Below are 20,525 nucleotides of genomic sequence, written 5' to 3'. Positions count from 1 at the left end.
TTCAATAAATACTTATGCTCTTCTAATTGTTAATAGAACGTGGATCTACTAATTTTCCATTTTTTATGACTTCAAAATGAAGATGTGGCTTCATTAGCATTTCAATTTTTGCCGTATTACCAACTTTAGATATATGGTCTCCTTTTTTTACATTGAGCCCCACCTTTACCATCTCTTTAGTACCAAGACCTGAGTACTTAGTTTGCAAATCATTTCCATGGTCTATTACTATTACTATTCCCCATAGCTCATCTTCATATACTTCCTTAACAACTCCATCTGCAGCTGCTTTAACTATAGTATTTTCAGAAGCTTCAATATCTACAGCGCCATGACCTACCCATGAATCTAGAGTCTCTGAATAAATTAATGAATTGGAAGTATATTCTGTAATTATTGATCCATCTATTGGAAGGACAATGGTTTTAACTTCTTGTACTAAATCAGAATCCTCTTTATATTCTTCCTGCTCATCCTCTTCTTCAAATTCTAAGTTTTCCGTATTCGTTTCTGCAATATCCTCTTCATCTAAATTTATTTCTGCAATGCCTTCTTCATCTGAATTTGCTTCTACAGTATCTTCTTCATTATCCGCTGCACTTGCAGCAATTATTTCTGCATCAATTGCATCTGCATCAGTTACATTGGTCATATGAAGATTTTCATCATAAATGTTGGGTTCTTTAGTTAACTCCTCATCTAAGATTATAAGATCATCATTACCTATCTTATGGCTTGCATTTTTGCTTATATTCATATTTCTCATGGATATAAACAAAGTCCCACCAGCCACCACGCATACACATACAAATAAAAATAGAATAAATCCTTCCTTTTCTATTAACTTGATTAATTTATTTTTCATATCTCCACCTCCATTACCTAGTATTTCCAGATTAAAGAAATACATACAATTAAAGATACAAAAAATAAAAAAATAATAGAAAAAATAATAGAAATATTAAGCTAATTTTTGCAAGATATGATGATAATAATTCTTAGTGAATGAAAGTGAAAAATCCGTTAAGTAGCCTGCACTATTGGAACGTAACGAGCTTGCACACTTTAGGATTTTTCACCAAAATGGACTTTAGAATTATTCATAGCCGTAAGCGTATATTACTATTATTTTTAATTATCAATCAATCTAATCTCCACTCCAGTATAATAATGCTTAAGTATTTCTTCAAAGGTGTTTCCATGCTTACCCATACCATTGGCTCCCCATTGACTCATACCTACACCGTGTCCATATCCATAGGTCTCAATCTCTATAATATTTAATTTTTTATCTAAAGAAATAGTAAAGTTAGTTGAATTTAAGGAAAATAGATTTCTTAAATCTCTCCCTTCTATTATGACTTTATCTATGGCAATCTTTTTTACCCTACCCGTTAATGTCCTCTCTATTAACTTAATCTTTTCATGAAGATTATCTTTAGTTAAATTGACATCTGGATATTTTGATTTAATCTTTTCTATAAATTCATCTGTAGTTAAAGTAATAGTATTTCTATACTTTGGTGCTTCTTCTTCATAGGGACTTGAGACGGATTTTAGATAAGGCATCTCTCCAGCAAATACATCTTTTACATCCTCAGTCCTACCTCCAGATGTTGAATGGTATAGAGGTTCTATAATTTCTCCATTATAGAAAATTCCCAAGTTCTGAGTAGAATCTACAGCTTCTTCAATCTTAGCCCAATACTTTTCTATCCAAGTATCTCCGCGGATTTCTCCTAATTGAGAAAAAGATAGATATACTTGACAATGGTCTCCACTACAAAGAGGAGCTGATGGATGATCTGGATGTCCATCTTTATATTTTATTGCTCTACTTATTGCATAGGTTCTGGCAGCTACTGCTTGAGCCTTTAAAGCTTCTATGTGAAATTCAGCAGGCATTTCTGCTGAAACTACACCCTTCACATAATCTTCTATATTAATCTCATCTACAATTCCAGTCTTTGTATTATAAACTTTTACAGTACTATCTGTATAATCAGTAGTTACTGGTGTTTCCACTTTTTCAATTATTTGTTCTTCTTGTTCTAAAGACTTCCCTTGTGCGGTATTACCTTTAGGTACAAAATTAAAAGTCTTAACAATAACTGTAGGTATCAATATAGTTATTATCAAGACCATGGAAATGTAAATCCCTAGTTTTTTCATCTTCTCCCCCTCTTTACCTTTAGTATGTAATATAATATGCGAATAGTTAAAGCATTATGCTTCAACTATTCGTATATTATATAATGAATAGTTAATAGTGAAGAGTGAATAGCTTTAAAAACAGTGAATAGTAAATAACTAATAGTTAAAACAAAAAAATAACTAATAGCCGAAAAGAAAAAATCCTTTTCCTACTATTAGTTATTCATTATCAAGCAAGCAAAGCTTGCCTATACTATTCACTTTTAGTTATTCACTATTAACTATTACTTATTCACTGTCTTCCTATATATAATTGCTCCTAAGTTTGTAAACTTCTCTTCTATATTGTCGTAACCTCTATCTATATGATAGATATTTTCTATCTCGGTAATTCCTTCAGATACTAATCCTGCTAATACTAAAGCTGCTCCTGCTCTTAAATCAGATGCTTTTACTGGGGCTGAGGTTAAATTACTTACACCTTGTATAATTGCTGATCTACCATCTATCTTTATATCTGCACCCATTCTCTTTAGCTCATCAACATGCATAAATCTGTTTTCAAATACTGTTTCTATACATACAGAAGTTCCTTTACAAAGGCTCATAAGTGCCATAAACTGTGCTTGCATATCTGTAGGGAATCCTGGATAAGGCATAGTCTTTACATCTATTGCCTTTAAATTCTCAGTACCAATAACTCTAACAGAGTCACCATTTTCGATTACCTCACAGCCTACCTCTTTAAGTTTTGCTATCACTGGCTTTATATGAGATGTTATAACATTTTCTACAGTTATATCTCCTTTAGTTATAGCAGCTGCTACCATAAAAGTACCTGCTTCTATTCTATCAGGGATAATTGAGTGAATTCCTCCACCTAATTTTTCTACTCCTCTAATTCTAATAGTTGAAGTTCCAGCACCCTTAATATCTGCTCCTAACTTATTTAAAAAGCTAGCTAAGTCTACTATTTCTGGTTCCATAGCAGCATTATCTATTATAGTTTCACCTTTAGCCATTACTGCTGCCATCATTATATTCTCTGTTGCACCAACAGAAGGAAAGTCTAGGTAAATTTTATCTCCTATTAATTTATCAGCATAAGCGCTTATATTCCCATGATCCACATCTATAGTAGCTCCCAAAGCTTTAAAACCTTTTAAGTGCAAATCTATAGGTCTAGTGCCTATAGCACAACCACCAGGTAAAGAATTCTTAGTCTTACCTAGTCTTGTAAGTAATGGTCCCATGACTAAAAATGATGCTCTCATTTTACTCATTAATTCATATTTAGTTTCATAATTGTTAATATTGGCAGAATTAATTTTTATTTTGCCTATATCTAGCTGTTCTACTTTAGCCCCAAGAGATGTAAGTACCTCACACATTACCTCCACGTCTTTAAGCCTCGGCACATCTTCTAATATTATATCTTCTGTTCCAAGTAATGATGCTGCCAATATAGGAAGGGCTGAATTCTTAGCACCAGATATCCTTACTCTTCCTCTCAGTGGGGGGCTTTTTTCCACCATTATTTTTTCCAAGCAAATCTCCTCCTAATTTTAGTATCCAGTGGTAATAATAGGTGTTCCTATCCAAATATAAGTCTTATCTTCATTTTCATTATACCTTATTGCTAGATTTAAGTTAACCTTTTTTTCACCAGAGAATATAGAACTTTCTATAAGAGGTGTATAGGCAGTATAGCTTACTAAAGATATGTCTGTATACTCCTCCACAACTTTTGCCTTGAACCTTCTCATAGCCTTAACTGCATTTTTAGTTAAATCCTCTTCTCTAGATTTTCCCTCAATTGTTCCAATAATGCAAGTAGTAATTTCTAAAGGTTTACCATAATCTTTAAAGATACTTTCTATTTTCTCTATTATACCATTAATACTAAAATTTTGCTCTCTTTTTATTAAGTTAATAAATAGAGTAGTTTCTCCATTATTTAGCTCAGGGTTCAGATAGGATGCTAAAACTATAGTTATTGGATTTATATTTGCATCATATCCATAAATTGACATTTGGTTAAACCCTTTTTCATAGATGATTTCCTTACAATAAAATTGTCCTTCCACATCTGTGATATCTCTATTAATGTCTATTTCCTCTCCAACAATACCTAGTGATTCTTTTACCAGTTCTCCCAATTCCTCCATAGTTTCACGAGATATGAATTCATCTATGAGTACTCCTCCCATGTTAAGGTCACCTTCAAAGAATTCACCATTGAGGTCTTTTAATATACCTTCTAGAACATCTTTCTCGCTATGTTTCTTACCTGCCATTGTAATTGTTGGAATTAGTAAAGATAATATAATTGCAAATAGAATAAACTTTTTCACTTATACCCCTCCTTAAAATTTAAGGGTAGGTACTTTCTAAAAAAATGTAAAGGGGGACAAAACATTTTCATAAAGAAAGTACCCTTTCCCTATGATAAAAGTATTACCAAGGGTGGGTACTTTTTATACCTATTTATTCATCAAATTTTTCATCAAATTTTTTTAATTTGGAAACTTCCAATCTATTTATCGCACGTTGAAGGGCTAATTCAGCTCTTTTCACATCAATGCTATCTCTTCTATTTTTTAAAAGCTCTTCAGCTCTCTCCTTAGCTTCCTCAGCTCTCTTTACATCTATTTCTTGAGGCCACTCAGCAGCCTCAGTCACTATAGTTGTCTTATCATCTACTACAGAAATATATCCATCCACTACAGCAGCTACCTTTTCTTCCCCATTTTGGAATATCCTTACCTTTCCAATCTTAAGAGGTGTTGTAACTGGTGCTCTTCCCTTTAGGATGGCCATATCACCTTCTATACCTCTAACTATAACCATTTCTACTTCATCTGAGAAGAATGGTTTATCGGGGGTTACAATATCCAAATGAAAGTTAGACATAATTAACCCTCCATCTCCTTAGCTTTTTCTACTGCTTCATCAATAGTACCTACAAATAGGAAGGCTGACTCTGGTAAACTATCATGTTTTCCTTCAAGGATTTCCTTAAATCCTCTAACGGTTTCTTTAATTGGCACATACTTACCTTTCATTCCTGTAAATTGTTCTGCTACAGTAAATGGTTGAGATAAAAATCTTTGAATCTTTCTAGCTCGTGCAACTATTAATCTATCTTCATCTGAAAGCTCATCTATACCTAGAATAGCTATAATATCTTGAAGATCCTTGTATCTTTGAAGAATCTCTTGTACTTGTCTTGCTACTTCATAATGTTCCTTACCTACGATTTCAGGGTCCAAAATTCTAGAAGTTGAATCTAATGGATCAACTGCTGGATAAATTCCTAACTCTGAAATTTGACGTGATAATACTGTAGTAGCATCCAAGTGAGCAAATGTAGTCGCAGGGGCTGGGTCAGTCAAGTCATCTGCAGGCACATATACAGCTTGAACTGATGTAATGGAACCCTTCTTAGTTGAAGTAATCCTTTCCTGTAATGCACCCATTTCAGTAGCTAAAGTCGGCTGATAACCTACTGCTGATGGCATTCTACCTAATAGAGCAGATACCTCTGATCCGGCTTGCGTAAATCTAAATATATTATCTATGAATAGTAAAACATCTTGCCCTTCTTGATCTCTAAAATATTCCGCCATAGTAAGACCAGTTAAAGCTACCCTCATTCTGGCTCCAGGTGGCTCATTCATCTGTCCAAATACTAAGGCAGTCTTATCGATTACTCCAGATTCAATCATTTCATAGTATAAGTCGTTACCTTCTCTAGTTCTCTCTCCGACACCAGTAAAAACAGATAAACCGCCATGTTGTGTCGCAATATTATTTATTAACTCTTGTATAAGTACTGTTTTACCTACTCCAGCACCACCAAACAAGCCTACCTTACCACCTTTTGAATAAGGTGCTATAAGGTCTACTACTTTAATCCCCGTTTCAAATATTTCCTTAGAAGTCTCTTGTTCTTCAAAGGATGGAGCTGGTCTATGAATAGGAGCAGTTTGTGCTGCATTAACATCTCCTTTACCATCAATAGCTTCACCTAATACGTTGAAAAGTCTTCCCAATGTTTCCTTACCTACAGGAACTGCTATAGACTTTCCAGTATTAACAGCTTCCATTCCTCTTACAAGTCCATCAGTTGAATCCATGGCAACACACCTAACAGTGTCATCGCCAACATGTTGAGCTACCTCTACAACTAATTTTTTTCCTTCTCTCTCTATCTCAATAGCATTCAATAGCTCTGGTAGACTATCTTCACTAAATCGAATATCAACTACGGGGCCTATAACTTGAACAATTTTACCAATGTTCTTTTCCATTTGCCCTCTCCTTTCATCCTTACTTTAGAGCGTCAGCACCTGAGACAATTTCAGTTATTTCCATAGTAATTGCCGCTTGTCTTGCTCTGTTATAGCTGATGTTAAGCTCATCAATCATTTCATCAGCATTATCTGTAGCAGCCTCCATGGCTACCCTTCTAGCCGCCTGCTCGCTAGAAGAAGCTTCAATAAGAGCACCATAGATAGTACTTTGTATATATTTGGGAATCAAGTAACTAAGCACCTCTTCAGTAGAAGGCTCGAACTCTGTAACTGTTCTTCTTTCACTCGATCCCTCGTGAACTTCCGTAGATGGAAGTAATTTTAAAATCGTAGGTTCCTGAGAAATAGTACCTAAAAACTTAGTGTAGACTATGTTTATCTCATCTATATCCTTGTTTTTATATAGTTCAAGTGCTATATTACCAATTTTCCTAGCATCAGCAAATTCTGGTTCTTCACTAATTCCCACAAAATCACCAACTAGGTCATAACCTCTTTTCTTAAAGTAATCTCTCGCCTTGCTTCCTACAGCAATTATTTTAGCATCTATGTTATCTTCTCTTATTTTGTTCTCTGCTAACCTGATTACACCTGCATTATATCCTCCTGCAAGTCCTCTATCAGCAGATACTACAATATATAAAGAAGACTTAACTTCTCTATTATCTAATAAAGGATGTTTCATATTTCCTGTAGTAGCTAGGATATCTTGAATATTACTAAGAACAGTATTATAGTATGGTCTAGATTTTTCTAATCTTTCTCTAGCCCGTTTTAACTTTGCTGATGAAACTAATTCCATGGCCTTGGTAATTTGTCTTGTATTACTAATTCCTCTTATTCGCCTTTTAATATCTCTTGTTGTTTCAGCCAAAATTTACACCACCTTGAATCAATTCACAATTTACAATTCACAATTGTAATTGATAATTGACAATTATTGAAAACTTTTCTTAAATTCATTTATAGCTGTTACGATTCTTTCAGTGTTTTCATCAGTTAAGTCTTTTGTTGTTCTTATGCTTTCTATAATATCAGGATAATTATTATCCACAAATTGTAAAAATTCTTTTTCAAAAGTAGATACCTTATCTACAGGTATATCTGAAAGATGTTTATTAAGTGCAGCATAAAGTATAATTACTTGATGCTCAACCGATACTGGGCTGTATTGAGGCTGCTTTAATATTTCAAGCATTCTAGCACCTTGATCAAGTATTGATTTCGTTTCCTTATCTAACTCGGAACCAAATTGAGCAAAAGCAGCTAACTCCCTATATTGAGCTAGTTCCAATTTAATCCTACCTGCAACTTTTTTCATAGCCTTAATTTGTGCAGAACCTCCAACTCTTGAAACAGAAAGTCCTGAGTTTATAGCTGGTCTTTGTCCTGCAAAGAATAAATCTGTCTCTAAGAAAATCTGTCCATCTGTAATAGAAATAACATTTGTTGGAATATATGCTGATATATCTCCAGCTAAGGTTTCTATAATAGGTAATGCAGTAATAGAACCTCCACCATATTTCTCATCTAATTTTGCAGCTCTCTCAAGAAGTCTTGAGTGAAGATAGAATACGTCTCCTGGGAAAGCTTCTCTTCCAGGTGGACGTCTCAATAATAGTGACATAGCTCTATAGGCAATAGCATGTTTTGATAAATCGTCATATACAATTAAAACATCTTTGCCATTATCCATGAACTCCTCACCTATTGTTACACCAGCATAAGGAGCAATATATTGTAACGGTGCTAATTCACTAGCCGTAGAAGAGACAATTATTGTGTAATCCATTGCACCACGTTTCTCTAATGTATCAACTATTTGAGCTACTGTAGATCTTTTTTGTCCTATGGCTACATAGATACAAATTATATTTTGATCCTTTTGGTTAATAATAGTATCGATAGCAAGAGCAGTTTTTCCAGTTTGTCTATCTCCAATTATAAGCTCCCTTTGGCCTCTACCAATTGGGATCATGGAGTCTATTGCTTTGATACCTGTTTGTAAAGGTTGGTTAACACTCTTTCTTGTGATAACTCCTGGAGCGATTTTCTCAATAGGACTAAATTTAGTAGTGTTTATAGCTCCCTTACCATCAATTGGTTGACCAAGGGCATTAACAACTCTACCTATCATAGCATCTCCTACTGGAACTTCTATGATTCTACCAGTTCTCTTTACAGTATCTCCCTCTTTTATCTTATCATCTGAACCTAAAAGAACACATCCAACATTATCTTCCTCCAAGTTCATAGCCATACCAAATACTTCTCCTGGGAACTCTATAAGTTCTCCTGCCATACATCCTTCTAGACCATGGATTCTAGCAATACCATCCCCTACTTGAATAACAGTACCTACGTCTACCATATCTAAAGTTTTTTCGTATCTTTTAATTTGTTCCTTAATAATGGAACCTATTTCTTCTGGTCTTAACTCCATTTTCTCACCTCACTCTTCCCTAGTTAGTTGCACCACTAATAGCTTTTCCTATGGATTCTAGCTGACCTTTTACTGTACCATCTATAAGCTTGTTTTGAAGCTTAAGCAATACGCCACCAAGAATTGTACCATCAACTTCATTCGTAAGTTCAATTTTCTTCTCTAGCTTATTAGATAAAACTGTCTGAAGCTTATTTTTAGATTTTTCTTCCATAGGTACTGCTGTTATAGCTACAACTTTAACTATGTTTTCATGTTCATTGAATAATTCCTTATATTGGTCTATTATCTCTAAAATATATCCTTCACGTCTTTTATCGATGAGAATATATAGAAAGTTGACCATCTCTTGTGATATTCTATCTTTAAAAAGTTTATCTATTAAATCTCTTTTTTCTACCCTACTAATTTTAGGGTGATGTAATATTTGAAGCAATTTCTTTTCTTCCTCAAATATTACCTTTAAAAAATCTAATTCCTTATTAAATTCATCTGTCTTTTCTAAATCCAATCCGGCTTCAAAAAGGGCTAAAGCATATCTATTACTAATTAACTCTGCCATTTTGAACTACCTACCTCATCAATAAATTTATCGATTAAATTTTTTTGTTTATCAATTTTAATTTCTTCTTCCATAATCCTAGAAGCAATTAAGATTGCAATTTCGCCAGCTTGGGATTTAATGTCTTGAAAAGCTACTTCTCTTTCACGAGCTATTTCTTTTCTAGCTCTTGATACTATGCCTTCAGCTTCTTTTTTAGCTTCTGCTAATATGCCTTCTTTCAATTCTTCTCCACGCTTTCTAGCAGATTCAATAATTTCTTGACTTTCCTTCTTGGCAAGGCTAATTCTTGACTCATAATCATCTCTTAAGGCTATAGCCTCTTCCTTTAATACCTTTGCTCCATCAATATCTGATTTAATTTTTTCTTTTCTAGCATTTAGATATTGTGAAACTGGTTTATATAAGAAATGCCTAAGCATTAGATAGAGTAACAACAAAGCCACCCAAGCTAAAATCATAGATGAAAGTTCTGGCAAGGCTCTAACTACAAACATAAACTAACCTCCTTAGCCTGAGATACCCCCAGTGTCCCATTAGAACACATCCAGGGATTAAACATCAGATATTATAATCCTAGATTGATATAAGCTGTTAATAGTGGTCTAACGAATAGTAAAATTATAGCTATAACTAATCCGTAAATACCTGTTGTCTCTGCTACCGCTTGACCTAAAAGCATAGTTGAAGTAATATCACCTTTAGCTTCTGGCTGTCTACCTACTGCCGCTGCTGCTTGACCCGCTGCATGACCCTGACCAACTCCAGGTCCTATACCTGCGATCATTGCAAGACCAGCACCTATTGCTGAACATCCTAATATAAAAGCCTCACTTGTAATTCCTTGTAACATTTTGTTTCCTCCTCTCAAATTTTAGAAAAATAATTTACTCTTCTGCCCCACCTATGAATATCATAGATAGCATTATAAATATAAATGTTTGCAACAATCCAGAGAATACATCAAAATAAGCATGCAATGGTGCCGCAATAACTGGTGCAATTAATCCTAGTGCCTGATATAGCAAGCCCATAATAATTCCACCACTCATAATATTTCCGAAAAGACGGAAAGATAATGAAATTGGGTTGGCTAACTCACCAATTACATTTAGCGGAGTTAAAAAAATCATAGGTTCTGTAAAACTCTTTAAATAACCACCTAAGCCTCTAGAATTTCTAAATTTCCAAAACTGCGTTAACGCAAAAGTAATTAAAGCTAGAGAAAATGTAACAGAATAATCTGATGTGGGTGGTGAAAATCCTAGTAACCCAAATAAATTAGCTACTGCCAAAAATAATGCTAGAGTTAAAATATAAGGTGCAAATTTGATATTTTGTGGGCCCATAGTTGTGTTAACTAGATTCTCTATAGATTCCACTATTAGTTCTACAACATTTAGGAAATTTGATGGTACTTCATCTACATTAGCCTTTTTAATTTTACTATTAACTATAAAGGCAAAAATAATTAATAATATTGTAACTATCCACATATTAACAATAGTGTCAGGTACAATTATTTCCATCCCAAATATTTTTAATAATAATTCCAAATATATCCCTCCTTTCATACTTTGCTATATATTACTTATTCTTATTTCCTAAATGTAATATATAAATAATTAATAAATTATTAATTATTTATTTCTGATATTTCTGAAAATCTTTGTCAAATATCCCTGAACCTAATATGACAATTTTGACCATTAAAAGCCCCAAAATAGCTGCAGGAAAATTAAGATAATCTGCTATGGCAGCTACTGAAAGTACAATAAAATATATCAAATATCTTAAAATATAGTGTACAGTAGAATAAGCAGCAGCTTTACCTGGTGACATTTCCACAGCCTTATTTATAGTATTATGAAGCAATTTAAACCCTAATATACTAATTATTGCTCCAAATATATACCCAAGTATAATTGGCTTAGAATTTTTAAATATAAAAGCAGCACTTCCAATAATTAATAGTGAAATTATACTTACTCGTTTTGTTACTTTAAACACTAAGTCATTATTCATATATTCACTTCCTTTTGTTTCCTTTATTGCCAGCTAATTTAAATATATTCAAAAAACCTGCACCAACACCAAAAATAATGAAGATAATAGAAAAGATACCATTCGTACCAACTTTATTATCTATAAATTGCCCCAAGAAAACACCGAGCAAAATAGGTGTAATAACAGAGAGGCCAACTTGAGTAATCAAAGTTAGGTTTTGAAAGATATCCTTATAGTTTTTATTCTTCATTTCCTCACTCCATGGTAAACATTTTTCATTAGTATGTTATAATTATAACATTAACGTGTCACATTACGCAAAGAATATTTTTAAAATACTATTGCAATTATATAAAATTTTACAATATTATGCAAGTAATTTAATGCAATATTGCAAAATTTGACTATCACAATATAACAAAAACTTCTATTGAGACGTTAATATATTAAGAAATCTATTTCCTACACCTATTTAAATTCAAGCTTATATTAAAGAAAAAGAAAGTCTTTTTTGGACAATACATAAGCAACTTACACAAAATCAAAGATTTCGGCAATCTGCTTAAAACATATTTAGATCATAGCAAGTTCTAAAATGGAAAAGAGAAAAAATAGAACTTTCCTATTCGTTATAAAAAATAGCCCTTAGGTACTAAGGGCTATTTCAGAAAAATTTAGATTTCCATCTTTATTAAGTTTTCAGAAATTATTAACTTAGCTTCTGTAGCTGCTTGCACTTCTTCTACAGTAAATTCTGGATTAATTTCCTTCAATACTAAACCTTCTTTAGTTACTTCTATAACTCCCATTTCAGTAATAATAAGATTTACTTCTCCCGCAGCTGTCAATGGAAGGTTGCATTCCTTTAATATCTTATGACTTCCTTTTACGGTATGTTCCATAGCTACTATTACCTTTTTAGCTCCTGTTACTAAATCCATAGCTCCTCCCATACCTGGAACCATTTTTCCTGGTATCATCCAGTTAGCAAGATTACCTTTTTCATCTACCTGAAGTGCTCCAAGTACTGTCATATCAACATGACCTCCACGAATAATACCAAAGGATGTAGCGGAGTCAAAGAATATTCCACCAGGCAGAATAGTTACACATTGAGCTCCTGCATTTACTATATAAGGGTCCTCTTTGCCTTCTTCTGGAGCAGGTCCAAGGCCTATAAATCCATTTTCTGATTGGAAAAACACTGTCATATTTTCAGGTACATGGTTAGCTACCATAGTTGGCAATCCGATGCCAAGGTTAACTACGTCTCCGTCTTTTAGTTCTTTAGCTACACGTCTAGCAATGAATTCTTTCTTATCCATTATTTGTCACCTCCATTAACAATATAATCTACAAATATTCCTGAAGTAACAACATCATTAGGATCAAGTTCTCCTATTTCTAAAACCTTTTCAGCTTCAACGATTACTGTATCTGCAGCAGTAGCCATAAGTGTGTTGAAATTTCTTGTAGCACCATGATATACGATATTACCAAATTTATCTACAGTTGCTCCAGCAATTAAAGCAACGTCTGCTCTAAGTGGTTTCTCAAGAAGATATGTCTTTCCATCAATTATCATTTTTTCTTTACCTTCTTCAACTATTGTACCTACTCCTGTTGGTGTTAAAAATCCACCAAGTCCAGCTCCTCCTGCCCTTACTTGCTCTGCAAGAGTTCCTTGTGGTACTAATACTACCTCCATTTCGCCAGAATTCATTTGATTTCCAGTTTCACGGTTTGTCCCAACATGAGAAGCTATAAGTTTTTTAATTTGTTTATTTACTACCAATTTACCCGCACCTATTTCTGGAAAACCAGAATCATTGCAAATTAATGTTAAATCTTTAACACCCTTTTTCACAAGAGCGTCGATTAATCTGTGTGGTGATCCACATCCTAAGAATCCACCGATCATAATAGTCATACCATCTTTAATATGATCTATAGCTGCATCAATAGATATAACTTTATTCATAAATATAACCTCCTTTATTTAGTCAATAGTGAAGAGAGAATAGTGAATAGTTTTAGAATTAGTGAAAATCCAATAGTTTAAAAGATAAGGATAGCCATCTCTTTTAGCCTTTCAAACTATTATTTATTCACTATTATATATAACTACTTTCTGTTATTCACTATTCACTTTTAATTATTCACTATCTTTTAACTATCATAGCTATTCCTTGTCCTCCACCTATACATAGGGTAGCTAAACCATTTTTAGCATCTCTCTTTGCCATTTCATGTAATAATGAAACTAATATTCTAGCTCCTGAAGCGCCTATTGGATGACCTAAAGCTATAGCTCCACCATTTACGTTAACTTTATCAGTGTCAAGGTTAAGATCCTTTATAACTGATAATGCTTGAGCTGCAAAAGCTTCGTTTGCTTCTATTAAATCTAAATCTTCTACTGTCATATTAGCTTTAGTTAAAGCTTTTCTTGTAGCCGGAATAGGTCCAGTTCCCATTAAGGATGGCTCCACCCCTGCTGAAGCATAGGATGCAATAGTAGCTAATGGAGTAATTCCTAGCTCGTCAGCCTTTTCTTTACTCATTACAACTAAAGCAGCTGCTCCATCATTGATACCAGAAGCATTTCCTGCAGTTACACTACCATCTTTCTTAAATGCTGGTCTAAGTTTTCCTAACGTCTCTATGGTAGTACCAAATTTTGGATATTCATCAGTATCAACAACTATTGGATCTCCCTTTCTTTGAGGAATCTCAACAGCAATAATTTCTTCTTTAAATCTTCCACTCTTTACAGCTTCTTCTGCTTTGTTTTGGCTTCCTAATGATAATTGATCTTGTTCCTCACGAGTAAGGCCATATTTTTCTACAATATTTTCTGCTGTAATTCCCATATGGTAATTATTGAAAATATCAGTTAGACCATCTTGTACCATGTAATCTTCTATTTGACCATTACCCATTCTTTGACCCCATCTAGCAGATTTTAATAGATATGGAGCCTGACTCATATTCTCTGTACCACCTGCTAATACTATATCTGCTTCTCCTGCTAAAATAGCCTGAGCTGCCAACGCAACTGTCTTTAGTCCAGAACCACAAACTTTATTAACTGTAAAAGAAGGTACTTCTACAGGAATACCTGCATGTACTGATACCTGTCTAGCAACGTTTTGGCCTAATCCAGCTTGTAATACATTACCAAAAATAACTTCATCTACCATACTTGGATCTACTTTTGCTCTTTTTAGGGCTTCCTTAGCTACTATAGTACCAAGTTGCACTGCAGAAACATCTTTAAACTTACCTCCAAATGCACCAATAGGTGTTCTAACTGCTGAAGCAATAACAACTTCTCTCATTTTTATACCTCCTATAATTTATTTGTTTTTTAAATCAATCTATTTGTAATTTTTTATTAAATCCATATAATAAATATAATAGCAATTATTGTGCCAAGTTATATAAAAAGTATTTTATTGACTAAAACTGTTGAGTTCACTAATGTATATGATATATAAATTAAATTATGATTTTTTTGATATGATGTAATATTTATAGAGTGTACGTTTTATTATACAGTTTGCTTATATTTATATAAAAATCATGTAGCAAAAAGTATACATCATCAATAATTTTGTATATTTCTAGCTACATTTCAACTTTCTATTTTATACTTATCAATCTTTTTATATAGAGCTGTCCTGTGTATTCCCAATTTCTCGGCAGCTAGAGATTTATTTCCCTTGGTCAAAACAAGAGCTTTCTCTATGGCTTCTTTTTCAGCTACTAAAACAACATCCTTTAATAAAGGTATATCATCTGGGTCTCCCACTATATAGCTTGCCCTATTCATAAGTCTTTCTGGTAGATGTTCTGGCAAAATAATCCTACCTGTAGAAAGATTAATTGCTCTTTCCAATACATTTCTTAGTTCTCTTACATTTCCTGGCCAACTATATGATTTAAGGATTTTTATAGTTTCTCTAGCCAGCTCTTTTTCTCCTAGGTTCATTTCCCTAAGTAAAAAAGCAAGAATATCCTGACTCAAAGGCTCTATATCCTCAATTCTTTCATGAAGTGGTGGAATTTCTATAGTTATTACATTTAATCTGTAGTATAAATCCTCTCTAAATTTACCCTTTTTTATTGCTTCTTCTATATTTTCATTTGTAGCTGCTATAACTCTAGCATCGAATGAAACTTTTTTGTTACTGCCAATTCTTTCAAATTCTTTAGATTCTAATACCCTAAGAATTTTTGCCTGCATTTCTAAAGGCATATCTCCTATTTCATCTAAAAAAATGGTTCCTCCCGAAGCAAGTTCAAATTTTCCAACCTTACCTTCTTTTCTAGCTCCAGTAAATGCGCCACTATCATATCCAAATAACTCGGATTCTAATAAGTCTTTGGGGATTGCAGCACAATTAATAGCTATAAAGGCCTCTCCCTTTCTATAGCTTGCTCTATGAATTGCATGTGCAAATAACTCCTTACCAGTACCAGATTCTCCTGTAATAAGCACAGTTGAATTTGTTTCTGCTGCCATCCTACCAACCTTTTTTAAATATTCCATCTTTGGATTTCTAGTGATAATACTATCAAAGGAGTACTTACTCCCTTCTATTCTTTCAATTTCACCTCTATATTTATTTATCTTTGATTGCAAATCAAGGAGCTGGTGAGCCAACTCCTTTACTTCGCTGATATCTTTAAAAAGCACTGTGCCTACGGCTCCAATTACTTTGTTCTGCTTTATTATGGGAATACGGTTTGTAATCATATCATGACCTTGTATTCTCTGTACATCTCTTAACTCCTTAGCCCCTGTCTTTACTACAATATGCATACGAGTATTTTCGATAATTTCTTCTACTGGTTTTCCGATTGCGTCTTCTTCTTTTATTCCTAAAAGCTTTTCATAATTCATCTTAACTATTTTGCCTTCAGGATCAACTAATACATAGCCTTCATATGCATAATTTAAAATATCCTCTAACATTTCAAAACTATCCCTAAGTTCGGTTAATTTATCTACCAAAATCTCAACCCCTTGAAAGATAGTGAATAGATAATAGCGAATAACTAATAGTTAAAAAGACCCTAAACCCTTACCTAAAACTATTCACTTTTCACTATTCACTTTTCACTATTTTTTACTTTCCGCTATTCACTAATATATCTACTATCCTCTCACTTGCCTTTCCATCTCCATATGGATTTACAGCATTAGCCATCTTATTATATTCATCCTTATTTGATAACAGAAGATTAAGCTCATTAAATACACTCTCATATTTAGTACCTACTAGTTTAGCTGTTCCAGCCTCTATTCCTTCTGGTCTTTCTGTTTCTTCACGAACTACAAGTACAGGCTTGCCAAAGGTAGGTCCTTCTTCTTGAAGTCCACCTGAATCTGTAACGATTAGATGTGCTTTTGCCATAAGATTTGCCATAGGTGCATAATCTAAAGGCTCTATCAAATGTATCCTATCATTGTTTGTTAAAACTTTATTAGCAATTTCTCGTACCTTAGGATTTAGATGCATAGGAAAAACTAATTCTACATCTTCATATTTTTCCATAATATCTTTAATTGCAGTAAATATATTTTCCATAGGCTTACCAATATTTTCACTCCTATGGGCTGTAATTAAAATTACTCTTTTATTCTCATAATCTAGATTGTTTAATAAATCAATATCAAATATGTAATCTTCTTTGATAACATACTTTAAAGCATCTATTACAGTATTGCCTGTAATAAATATTTTTTCATCTGGATAATCTTCTTTTAATAAGTTTTGCCTATTCCTTTCTGTTGGAGCAAAATGAAAATTTGCAAGTAAACCAGCTAATCTCCTATTAGCTTCCTCAGGATATGGTGAATATAGATTTCCACTACGAAGTCCTGCTTCTACATGCCCAACCTTTACCTTTTGATAAAATGCAGCTAAAGCTCCTGCAAATACTGTAGTAGTATCACCTTGAACCAGTAGTACGTCAGGCTTCTCCTTTATAATTACTTCCTCTAGACCTTCTAAGGCCCTTGTTGTGATTTCTGTTAGAGTTTGTCCAGGTTTAAATATATTCAAATCATAATCCGGTTTTATATTAAATATATTTAGTACCGGATCTAACATCTGTCTATGTTGAGCAGTAATGCATATAACAGATTCAATACCTTCTCTCTTCTCCAACTCCTTAATTATTGGAGCCATCTTGATTCCCTCTGGTCTTGTACCAAAGACAGTCATTATTTTCATAAGATAAATCATCCTTTCATCTCTTTAGTGAATAACTAATAGTGAATAGTTGAAAAGACTAAAAGACCCCAAAAATCCTTATCCTGAACTATTCACTTTTCACTCTTCACTATTCACTGCTTTTAATACTCTTAACTATTCGCTATCTCTTCTCAAATATCCCCAGCTTTATGGCTACTAGCACTGATACGATAAGTAACACTAAAGATAAATATACAGCCTGTCTACTATTGGCTTGAGATACTAATATTGCAAATAAGCCAAAAATCGCAGATATGCCATAAAGTATTAGCACGGATTTTCTCTGAGAATACCCTCTACTTAAAAGCCTATGGTGTAAATGTCCTTTATCTGCCGCTGATATAGATTGCCCATTTAATAATCTCCTAAATATTGCAAAAGTAGTATCAAAAATGGGTACAGATAATATAAGTATAGGTGCAACAATAGCAATGGTTGCTACGCTCTTCATAACACCTTCTATTGTTATGGCGGCTAACATAAATCCTAAGAATAATGCACCAGTATCACCCATGAAAATCTTCGCTGGGTTAAAATTAAATGGTAAAAAGCCTAAACATGCACCAGCTATAGCAGCTGACATTATGATCACACTGATATAATTGCTAGTATACCCTTTACTAGCTACAATCATAAGGGTTATACTTGATATCATAGCAACTCCCGCAGATAATCCATCTAATCCATCTATGAAGTTTAATGTATTAGTAATACCAACTACCCAAAACAAAGTAATAGGTATAGATAACCAATTTAAGTACAGCAGTGAGCTGTTTTTTGTAAAGGGATTTGTAATGAAATCAACTTTCACATCACCAAATATAAGTATCAAGCCTGCTATGATTTGAAACATAAATTTAGTTTTAGGTTTTAGCTCCTTAAGATCGTCTATTATGCCCCCTATTACAATAACAGTTCCACCTATTATTATTGAAATAATTTCTTTTTCTAAAGGTAAAAATATTAAAGTAACCACAATTACTGCTACAAATATAGCCAAACCACCAATAAGTGGCATAGCCTCTTTGTGCACTCTTCTATCATCTTTTGGAATATCAACGGCCCCTACCTTAAATGCTAGTTTCCTTACCAAAGGAGTAGACAAATATGAAATAACCGTTGCTAGCAAAAATGGTGCAATAAAGCTTTTCATAGCAAATCCCTCTCCTTTTATTTAGTTCCGAACAATCTGTCACCAGCATCTCCAAGACCTGGGACTATATAGGCGTGATCATTTAGTTTTTCATCTAAAGCAGCTACATAAATATCTACATCTGGATGAGAATCTGTTACAGCCTTCACTCCCTCAGGAGCAGCTATCAAGCAAACTAATTTTATGCTTGTGGCACCTCTCTTTTTTAAAAAGTCTATTGCAGCTACAGCCGAACCTCCTGTTGCAAGCATAGGGTCTAAGACTATCAATTCTCTTTCTTCAATATCTTGAGGTAATTTACAATAATACTCTACAGGTTTTAACGTCTCTGGATCTCTATAAAGCCCAATATGTCCTACACGAGCCGCTGGCAAAAGATTTAACATACCATCAACCATACCAAGTCCTGCTCTAAGTATTGGTATAAGTCCCACCTTCTTACCTGATATAACTTGTGATTTCATTTTCATAAGAGGGGTTTCTATTTCAATCTCCTCTAAAGGTAAATCTCTAGTTACCTCATAACCCATAAGCATTGAAACCTCTGTAACTAATTCTCTAAACTCCTTAGATCCTGTATTTTTATCTCTTATAAATGTAAGTTTATGTTTAATAAGAGGATGGTCAAATACTACTACGTTTCCCATATGAAAAACTCCTTTCTCAACATTAATTATTTTCCTTGAAAATTATATCATAAACTAGCCTTCAATTTCACTTATTTTTTCTACTCTTTTTTCATGCCTTCCGCCTTCAAATTGTGTTTTTAACCATATAGAAACTATTTCTAAAGCCAAATCTCTTCCAATTACCCTGCCTCCAAGAGCTAAAACATTAGCATCATTATGTTCTCTGCTCATTCTGGCTGAGTAGGTATCTCCACATAATGCACATCTAATTCCCTTTACCTTATTGCAAGCTATAGAAATACCAATACCTGTGCCGCAGATGACAATAGCCTTATCCACTTCTTTGGATACAACAGCTTCAGATACCTTTTTTCCATAATCTGGATAATCCACTGATTCGATGGAATTTGTGCCATAATCAATATAAGAAATTCCCTCTCTATCTAAATACTCCTTAATATATTCCTTTAATTCAAAACCACCATGATCACTGCCTATGCCTATTTTCATTTATATTCATCCTCTCTTTAATTAATTGTCAATTGGCCATTGTCAATTATCTTTTTTATTGCTTTATAAATTTCTTCTCTTATATGTTCATATAAGAGAAGATTTCCACCATAGGGATCTGCTATATCTTTATCTATTTTATAAACATATTCTAATAAAGCAAAAATCTTATCCTTAGCCGACGGAAAATTTGATATTATAATTTCCTTATGAGGTTTAGACATAGTTAAAATCAAATCAGCCTCGTCGACTAAATCTCTATGAAGCTGTCTTGCTTTATGCTTCGATATATCGATTCCGATTTTCTTCATAGCTTCTATAGAATTCCTAGATGCATTATCTCCATCGAATACAGAGATTCCTGCAGATTTGACTTCTAGGCTTAATTTTTTTTCTTTGGCTATAGATTTCAAAATCCCCTCTGCCATAGGACTTCTACAAGTATTACCAGTACATACAAACAAAACTATCATTTAGTTCTCTCC

Annotated in this window: 23 protein-coding genes; all 23 read right to left on the bottom strand. The window is 33.5% G+C overall.

All coding sequences use genetic code 11. The features are described 5' to 3' along the window. Window positions 1-22: 22 nt before the first annotated feature. The 23 genes from KQI38_RS01685 to KQI38_RS01575 all read right to left on the bottom strand — a co-directional run bounded on the left by KQI38_RS01685 (window position 23) and on the right by KQI38_RS01575 (window position 20,513). Window positions 23-865 (bottom strand): M23 family metallopeptidase, encoded by an 843-nt coding sequence (locus tag KQI38_RS01685; protein WP_216554715.1) that lies wholly within the window; start codon window positions 863-865, stop codon window positions 23-25. A gap of 266 nt (window positions 866-1,131) precedes the next feature. Continuing rightward, window positions 1,132-2,172, bottom strand: coding sequence for a stage II sporulation protein D (gene spoIID, locus KQI38_RS01680; protein ID WP_216554713.1), 1,041 nt, complete (start codon window positions 2,170-2,172; stop codon window positions 1,132-1,134). A 266-nt stretch (window positions 2,173-2,438) separates the two neighbouring features. Continuing rightward, window positions 2,439-3,701: a UDP-N-acetylglucosamine 1-carboxyvinyltransferase gene (murA, locus tag KQI38_RS01675; protein WP_216554711.1), complete on the bottom strand. Its 1,263-nt coding sequence runs from the start codon at window positions 3,699-3,701 to the stop codon at window positions 2,439-2,441. 18 nt (window positions 3,702-3,719) lie between these two features. Continuing rightward, window positions 3,720-4,508, bottom strand: a complete 789-nt coding sequence (locus KQI38_RS01670; protein WP_216554709.1) for a YwmB family TATA-box binding protein — start codon at window positions 4,506-4,508, stop codon at window positions 3,720-3,722. 133 nt (window positions 4,509-4,641) lie between these two features. After that, window positions 4,642-5,067, bottom strand: coding sequence for a F0F1 ATP synthase subunit epsilon (locus KQI38_RS01665; protein ID WP_216554707.1), 426 nt, complete (start codon window positions 5,065-5,067; stop codon window positions 4,642-4,644). A 2-nt stretch (window positions 5,068-5,069) separates the two neighbouring features. Then, complete coding sequence (gene atpD / locus KQI38_RS01660; RefSeq protein WP_216554705.1) at window positions 5,070-6,467, bottom strand: F0F1 ATP synthase subunit beta; 1,398 nt, start codon at window positions 6,465-6,467, stop codon at window positions 5,070-5,072. Window positions 6,468-6,486: 19 nt separating this feature from the next. After that, complete coding sequence (atpG, locus tag KQI38_RS01655) at window positions 6,487-7,344, bottom strand: ATP synthase F1 subunit gamma (protein WP_216554703.1); 858 nt, start codon at window positions 7,342-7,344, stop codon at window positions 6,487-6,489. 63 nt (window positions 7,345-7,407) lie between these two features. After that, window positions 7,408-8,913: a F0F1 ATP synthase subunit alpha gene (gene atpA, locus KQI38_RS01650; protein ID WP_094899624.1), complete on the bottom strand. Its 1,506-nt coding sequence runs from the start codon at window positions 8,911-8,913 to the stop codon at window positions 7,408-7,410. A gap of 19 nt (window positions 8,914-8,932) precedes the next feature. Beyond that, complete coding sequence (locus tag KQI38_RS01645; protein ID WP_094899623.1) at window positions 8,933-9,475, bottom strand: F0F1 ATP synthase subunit delta; 543 nt, start codon at window positions 9,473-9,475, stop codon at window positions 8,933-8,935. Further along, window positions 9,463-9,972, bottom strand: a complete 510-nt coding sequence (gene atpF, locus KQI38_RS01640) for a F0F1 ATP synthase subunit B (protein WP_094899622.1) — start codon at window positions 9,970-9,972, stop codon at window positions 9,463-9,465. Before atpF ends, KQI38_RS01645 begins: the two co-directional genes overlap by 13 nt. A 71-nt stretch (window positions 9,973-10,043) precedes the next feature. Then, window positions 10,044-10,328 (bottom strand): ATP synthase F0 subunit C, encoded by a 285-nt coding sequence (gene atpE / locus KQI38_RS01635; protein WP_094899621.1) that lies wholly within the window; start codon window positions 10,326-10,328, stop codon window positions 10,044-10,046. Window positions 10,329-10,362: 34 nt separating this feature from the next. Next, window positions 10,363-11,031, bottom strand: a complete 669-nt coding sequence (gene atpB, locus KQI38_RS01630) for a F0F1 ATP synthase subunit A (RefSeq protein WP_235601219.1) — start codon at window positions 11,029-11,031, stop codon at window positions 10,363-10,365. Window positions 11,032-11,119: 88 nt separating this feature from the next. Then, the gene (locus KQI38_RS01625; RefSeq protein ID WP_094899619.1) at window positions 11,120-11,500 is read right to left on the bottom strand and encodes an ATP synthase subunit I; all 381 of its coding nucleotides are present in this window, start codon (window positions 11,498-11,500) and stop codon (window positions 11,120-11,122) included. Window positions 11,501-11,504: 4 nt separating this feature from the next. After that, window positions 11,505-11,732, bottom strand: coding sequence for an AtpZ/AtpI family protein (locus KQI38_RS01620; protein ID WP_094899618.1), 228 nt, complete (start codon window positions 11,730-11,732; stop codon window positions 11,505-11,507). Window positions 11,733-12,156: 424 nt separating this feature from the next. Beyond that, window positions 12,157-12,807, bottom strand: coding sequence for a CoA transferase subunit B (locus KQI38_RS01615; RefSeq protein WP_216554700.1), 651 nt, complete (start codon window positions 12,805-12,807; stop codon window positions 12,157-12,159). Further along, complete coding sequence (locus KQI38_RS01610; RefSeq protein ID WP_094899616.1) at window positions 12,807-13,463, bottom strand: CoA transferase subunit A; 657 nt, start codon at window positions 13,461-13,463, stop codon at window positions 12,807-12,809. Before KQI38_RS01610 ends, KQI38_RS01615 begins: the two co-directional genes overlap by 1 nt. A 181-nt stretch (window positions 13,464-13,644) precedes the next feature. Next, window positions 13,645-14,823, bottom strand: coding sequence for an acetyl-CoA C-acetyltransferase (locus KQI38_RS01605; RefSeq protein ID WP_216554698.1), 1,179 nt, complete (start codon window positions 14,821-14,823; stop codon window positions 13,645-13,647). 296 nt (window positions 14,824-15,119) lie between these two features. Further along, the gene (locus KQI38_RS01600) at window positions 15,120-16,502 is read right to left on the bottom strand and encodes a sigma-54 interaction domain-containing protein (protein WP_216554696.1); all 1,383 of its coding nucleotides are present in this window, start codon (window positions 16,500-16,502) and stop codon (window positions 15,120-15,122) included. A gap of 115 nt (window positions 16,503-16,617) precedes the next feature. Next, window positions 16,618-17,727, bottom strand: a complete 1,110-nt coding sequence (gene wecB, locus KQI38_RS01595; protein ID WP_216554688.1) for a non-hydrolyzing UDP-N-acetylglucosamine 2-epimerase — start codon at window positions 17,725-17,727, stop codon at window positions 16,618-16,620. Between the two features lie 142 nt (window positions 17,728-17,869). Next, window positions 17,870-18,901, bottom strand: a complete 1,032-nt coding sequence (locus KQI38_RS01590; RefSeq protein WP_094899613.1) for a glycosyltransferase family 4 protein — start codon at window positions 18,899-18,901, stop codon at window positions 17,870-17,872. A gap of 17 nt (window positions 18,902-18,918) precedes the next feature. Beyond that, entirely contained in the window at window positions 18,919-19,548 is a 630-nt protein-coding gene (gene upp / locus KQI38_RS01585; RefSeq protein WP_094899612.1) for a uracil phosphoribosyltransferase, read from the bottom strand. A 54-nt stretch (window positions 19,549-19,602) separates the two neighbouring features. Continuing rightward, a complete protein-coding gene (gene rpiB, locus KQI38_RS01580) occupies window positions 19,603-20,040 on the bottom strand; it encodes a ribose 5-phosphate isomerase B (RefSeq protein ID WP_216554686.1) in 438 nt (145 codons plus the stop codon). 17 nt (window positions 20,041-20,057) lie between these two features. Continuing rightward, entirely contained in the window at window positions 20,058-20,513 is a 456-nt protein-coding gene (locus tag KQI38_RS01575) for a low molecular weight protein arginine phosphatase (protein ID WP_216554684.1), read from the bottom strand. Window positions 20,514-20,525 lie beyond the last annotated feature (12 nt).

It is taken from the genome of Tissierella carlieri (genome assembly GCF_018917285.1).
GTDB lineage: Bacteria > Bacillota > Clostridia > Tissierellales > Tissierellaceae > Tissierella > Tissierella carlieri.
The sequence above is the reverse complement of the archived record's forward strand: the minus strand, read 5'-3'. Positions and strand labels throughout refer to the sequence as shown.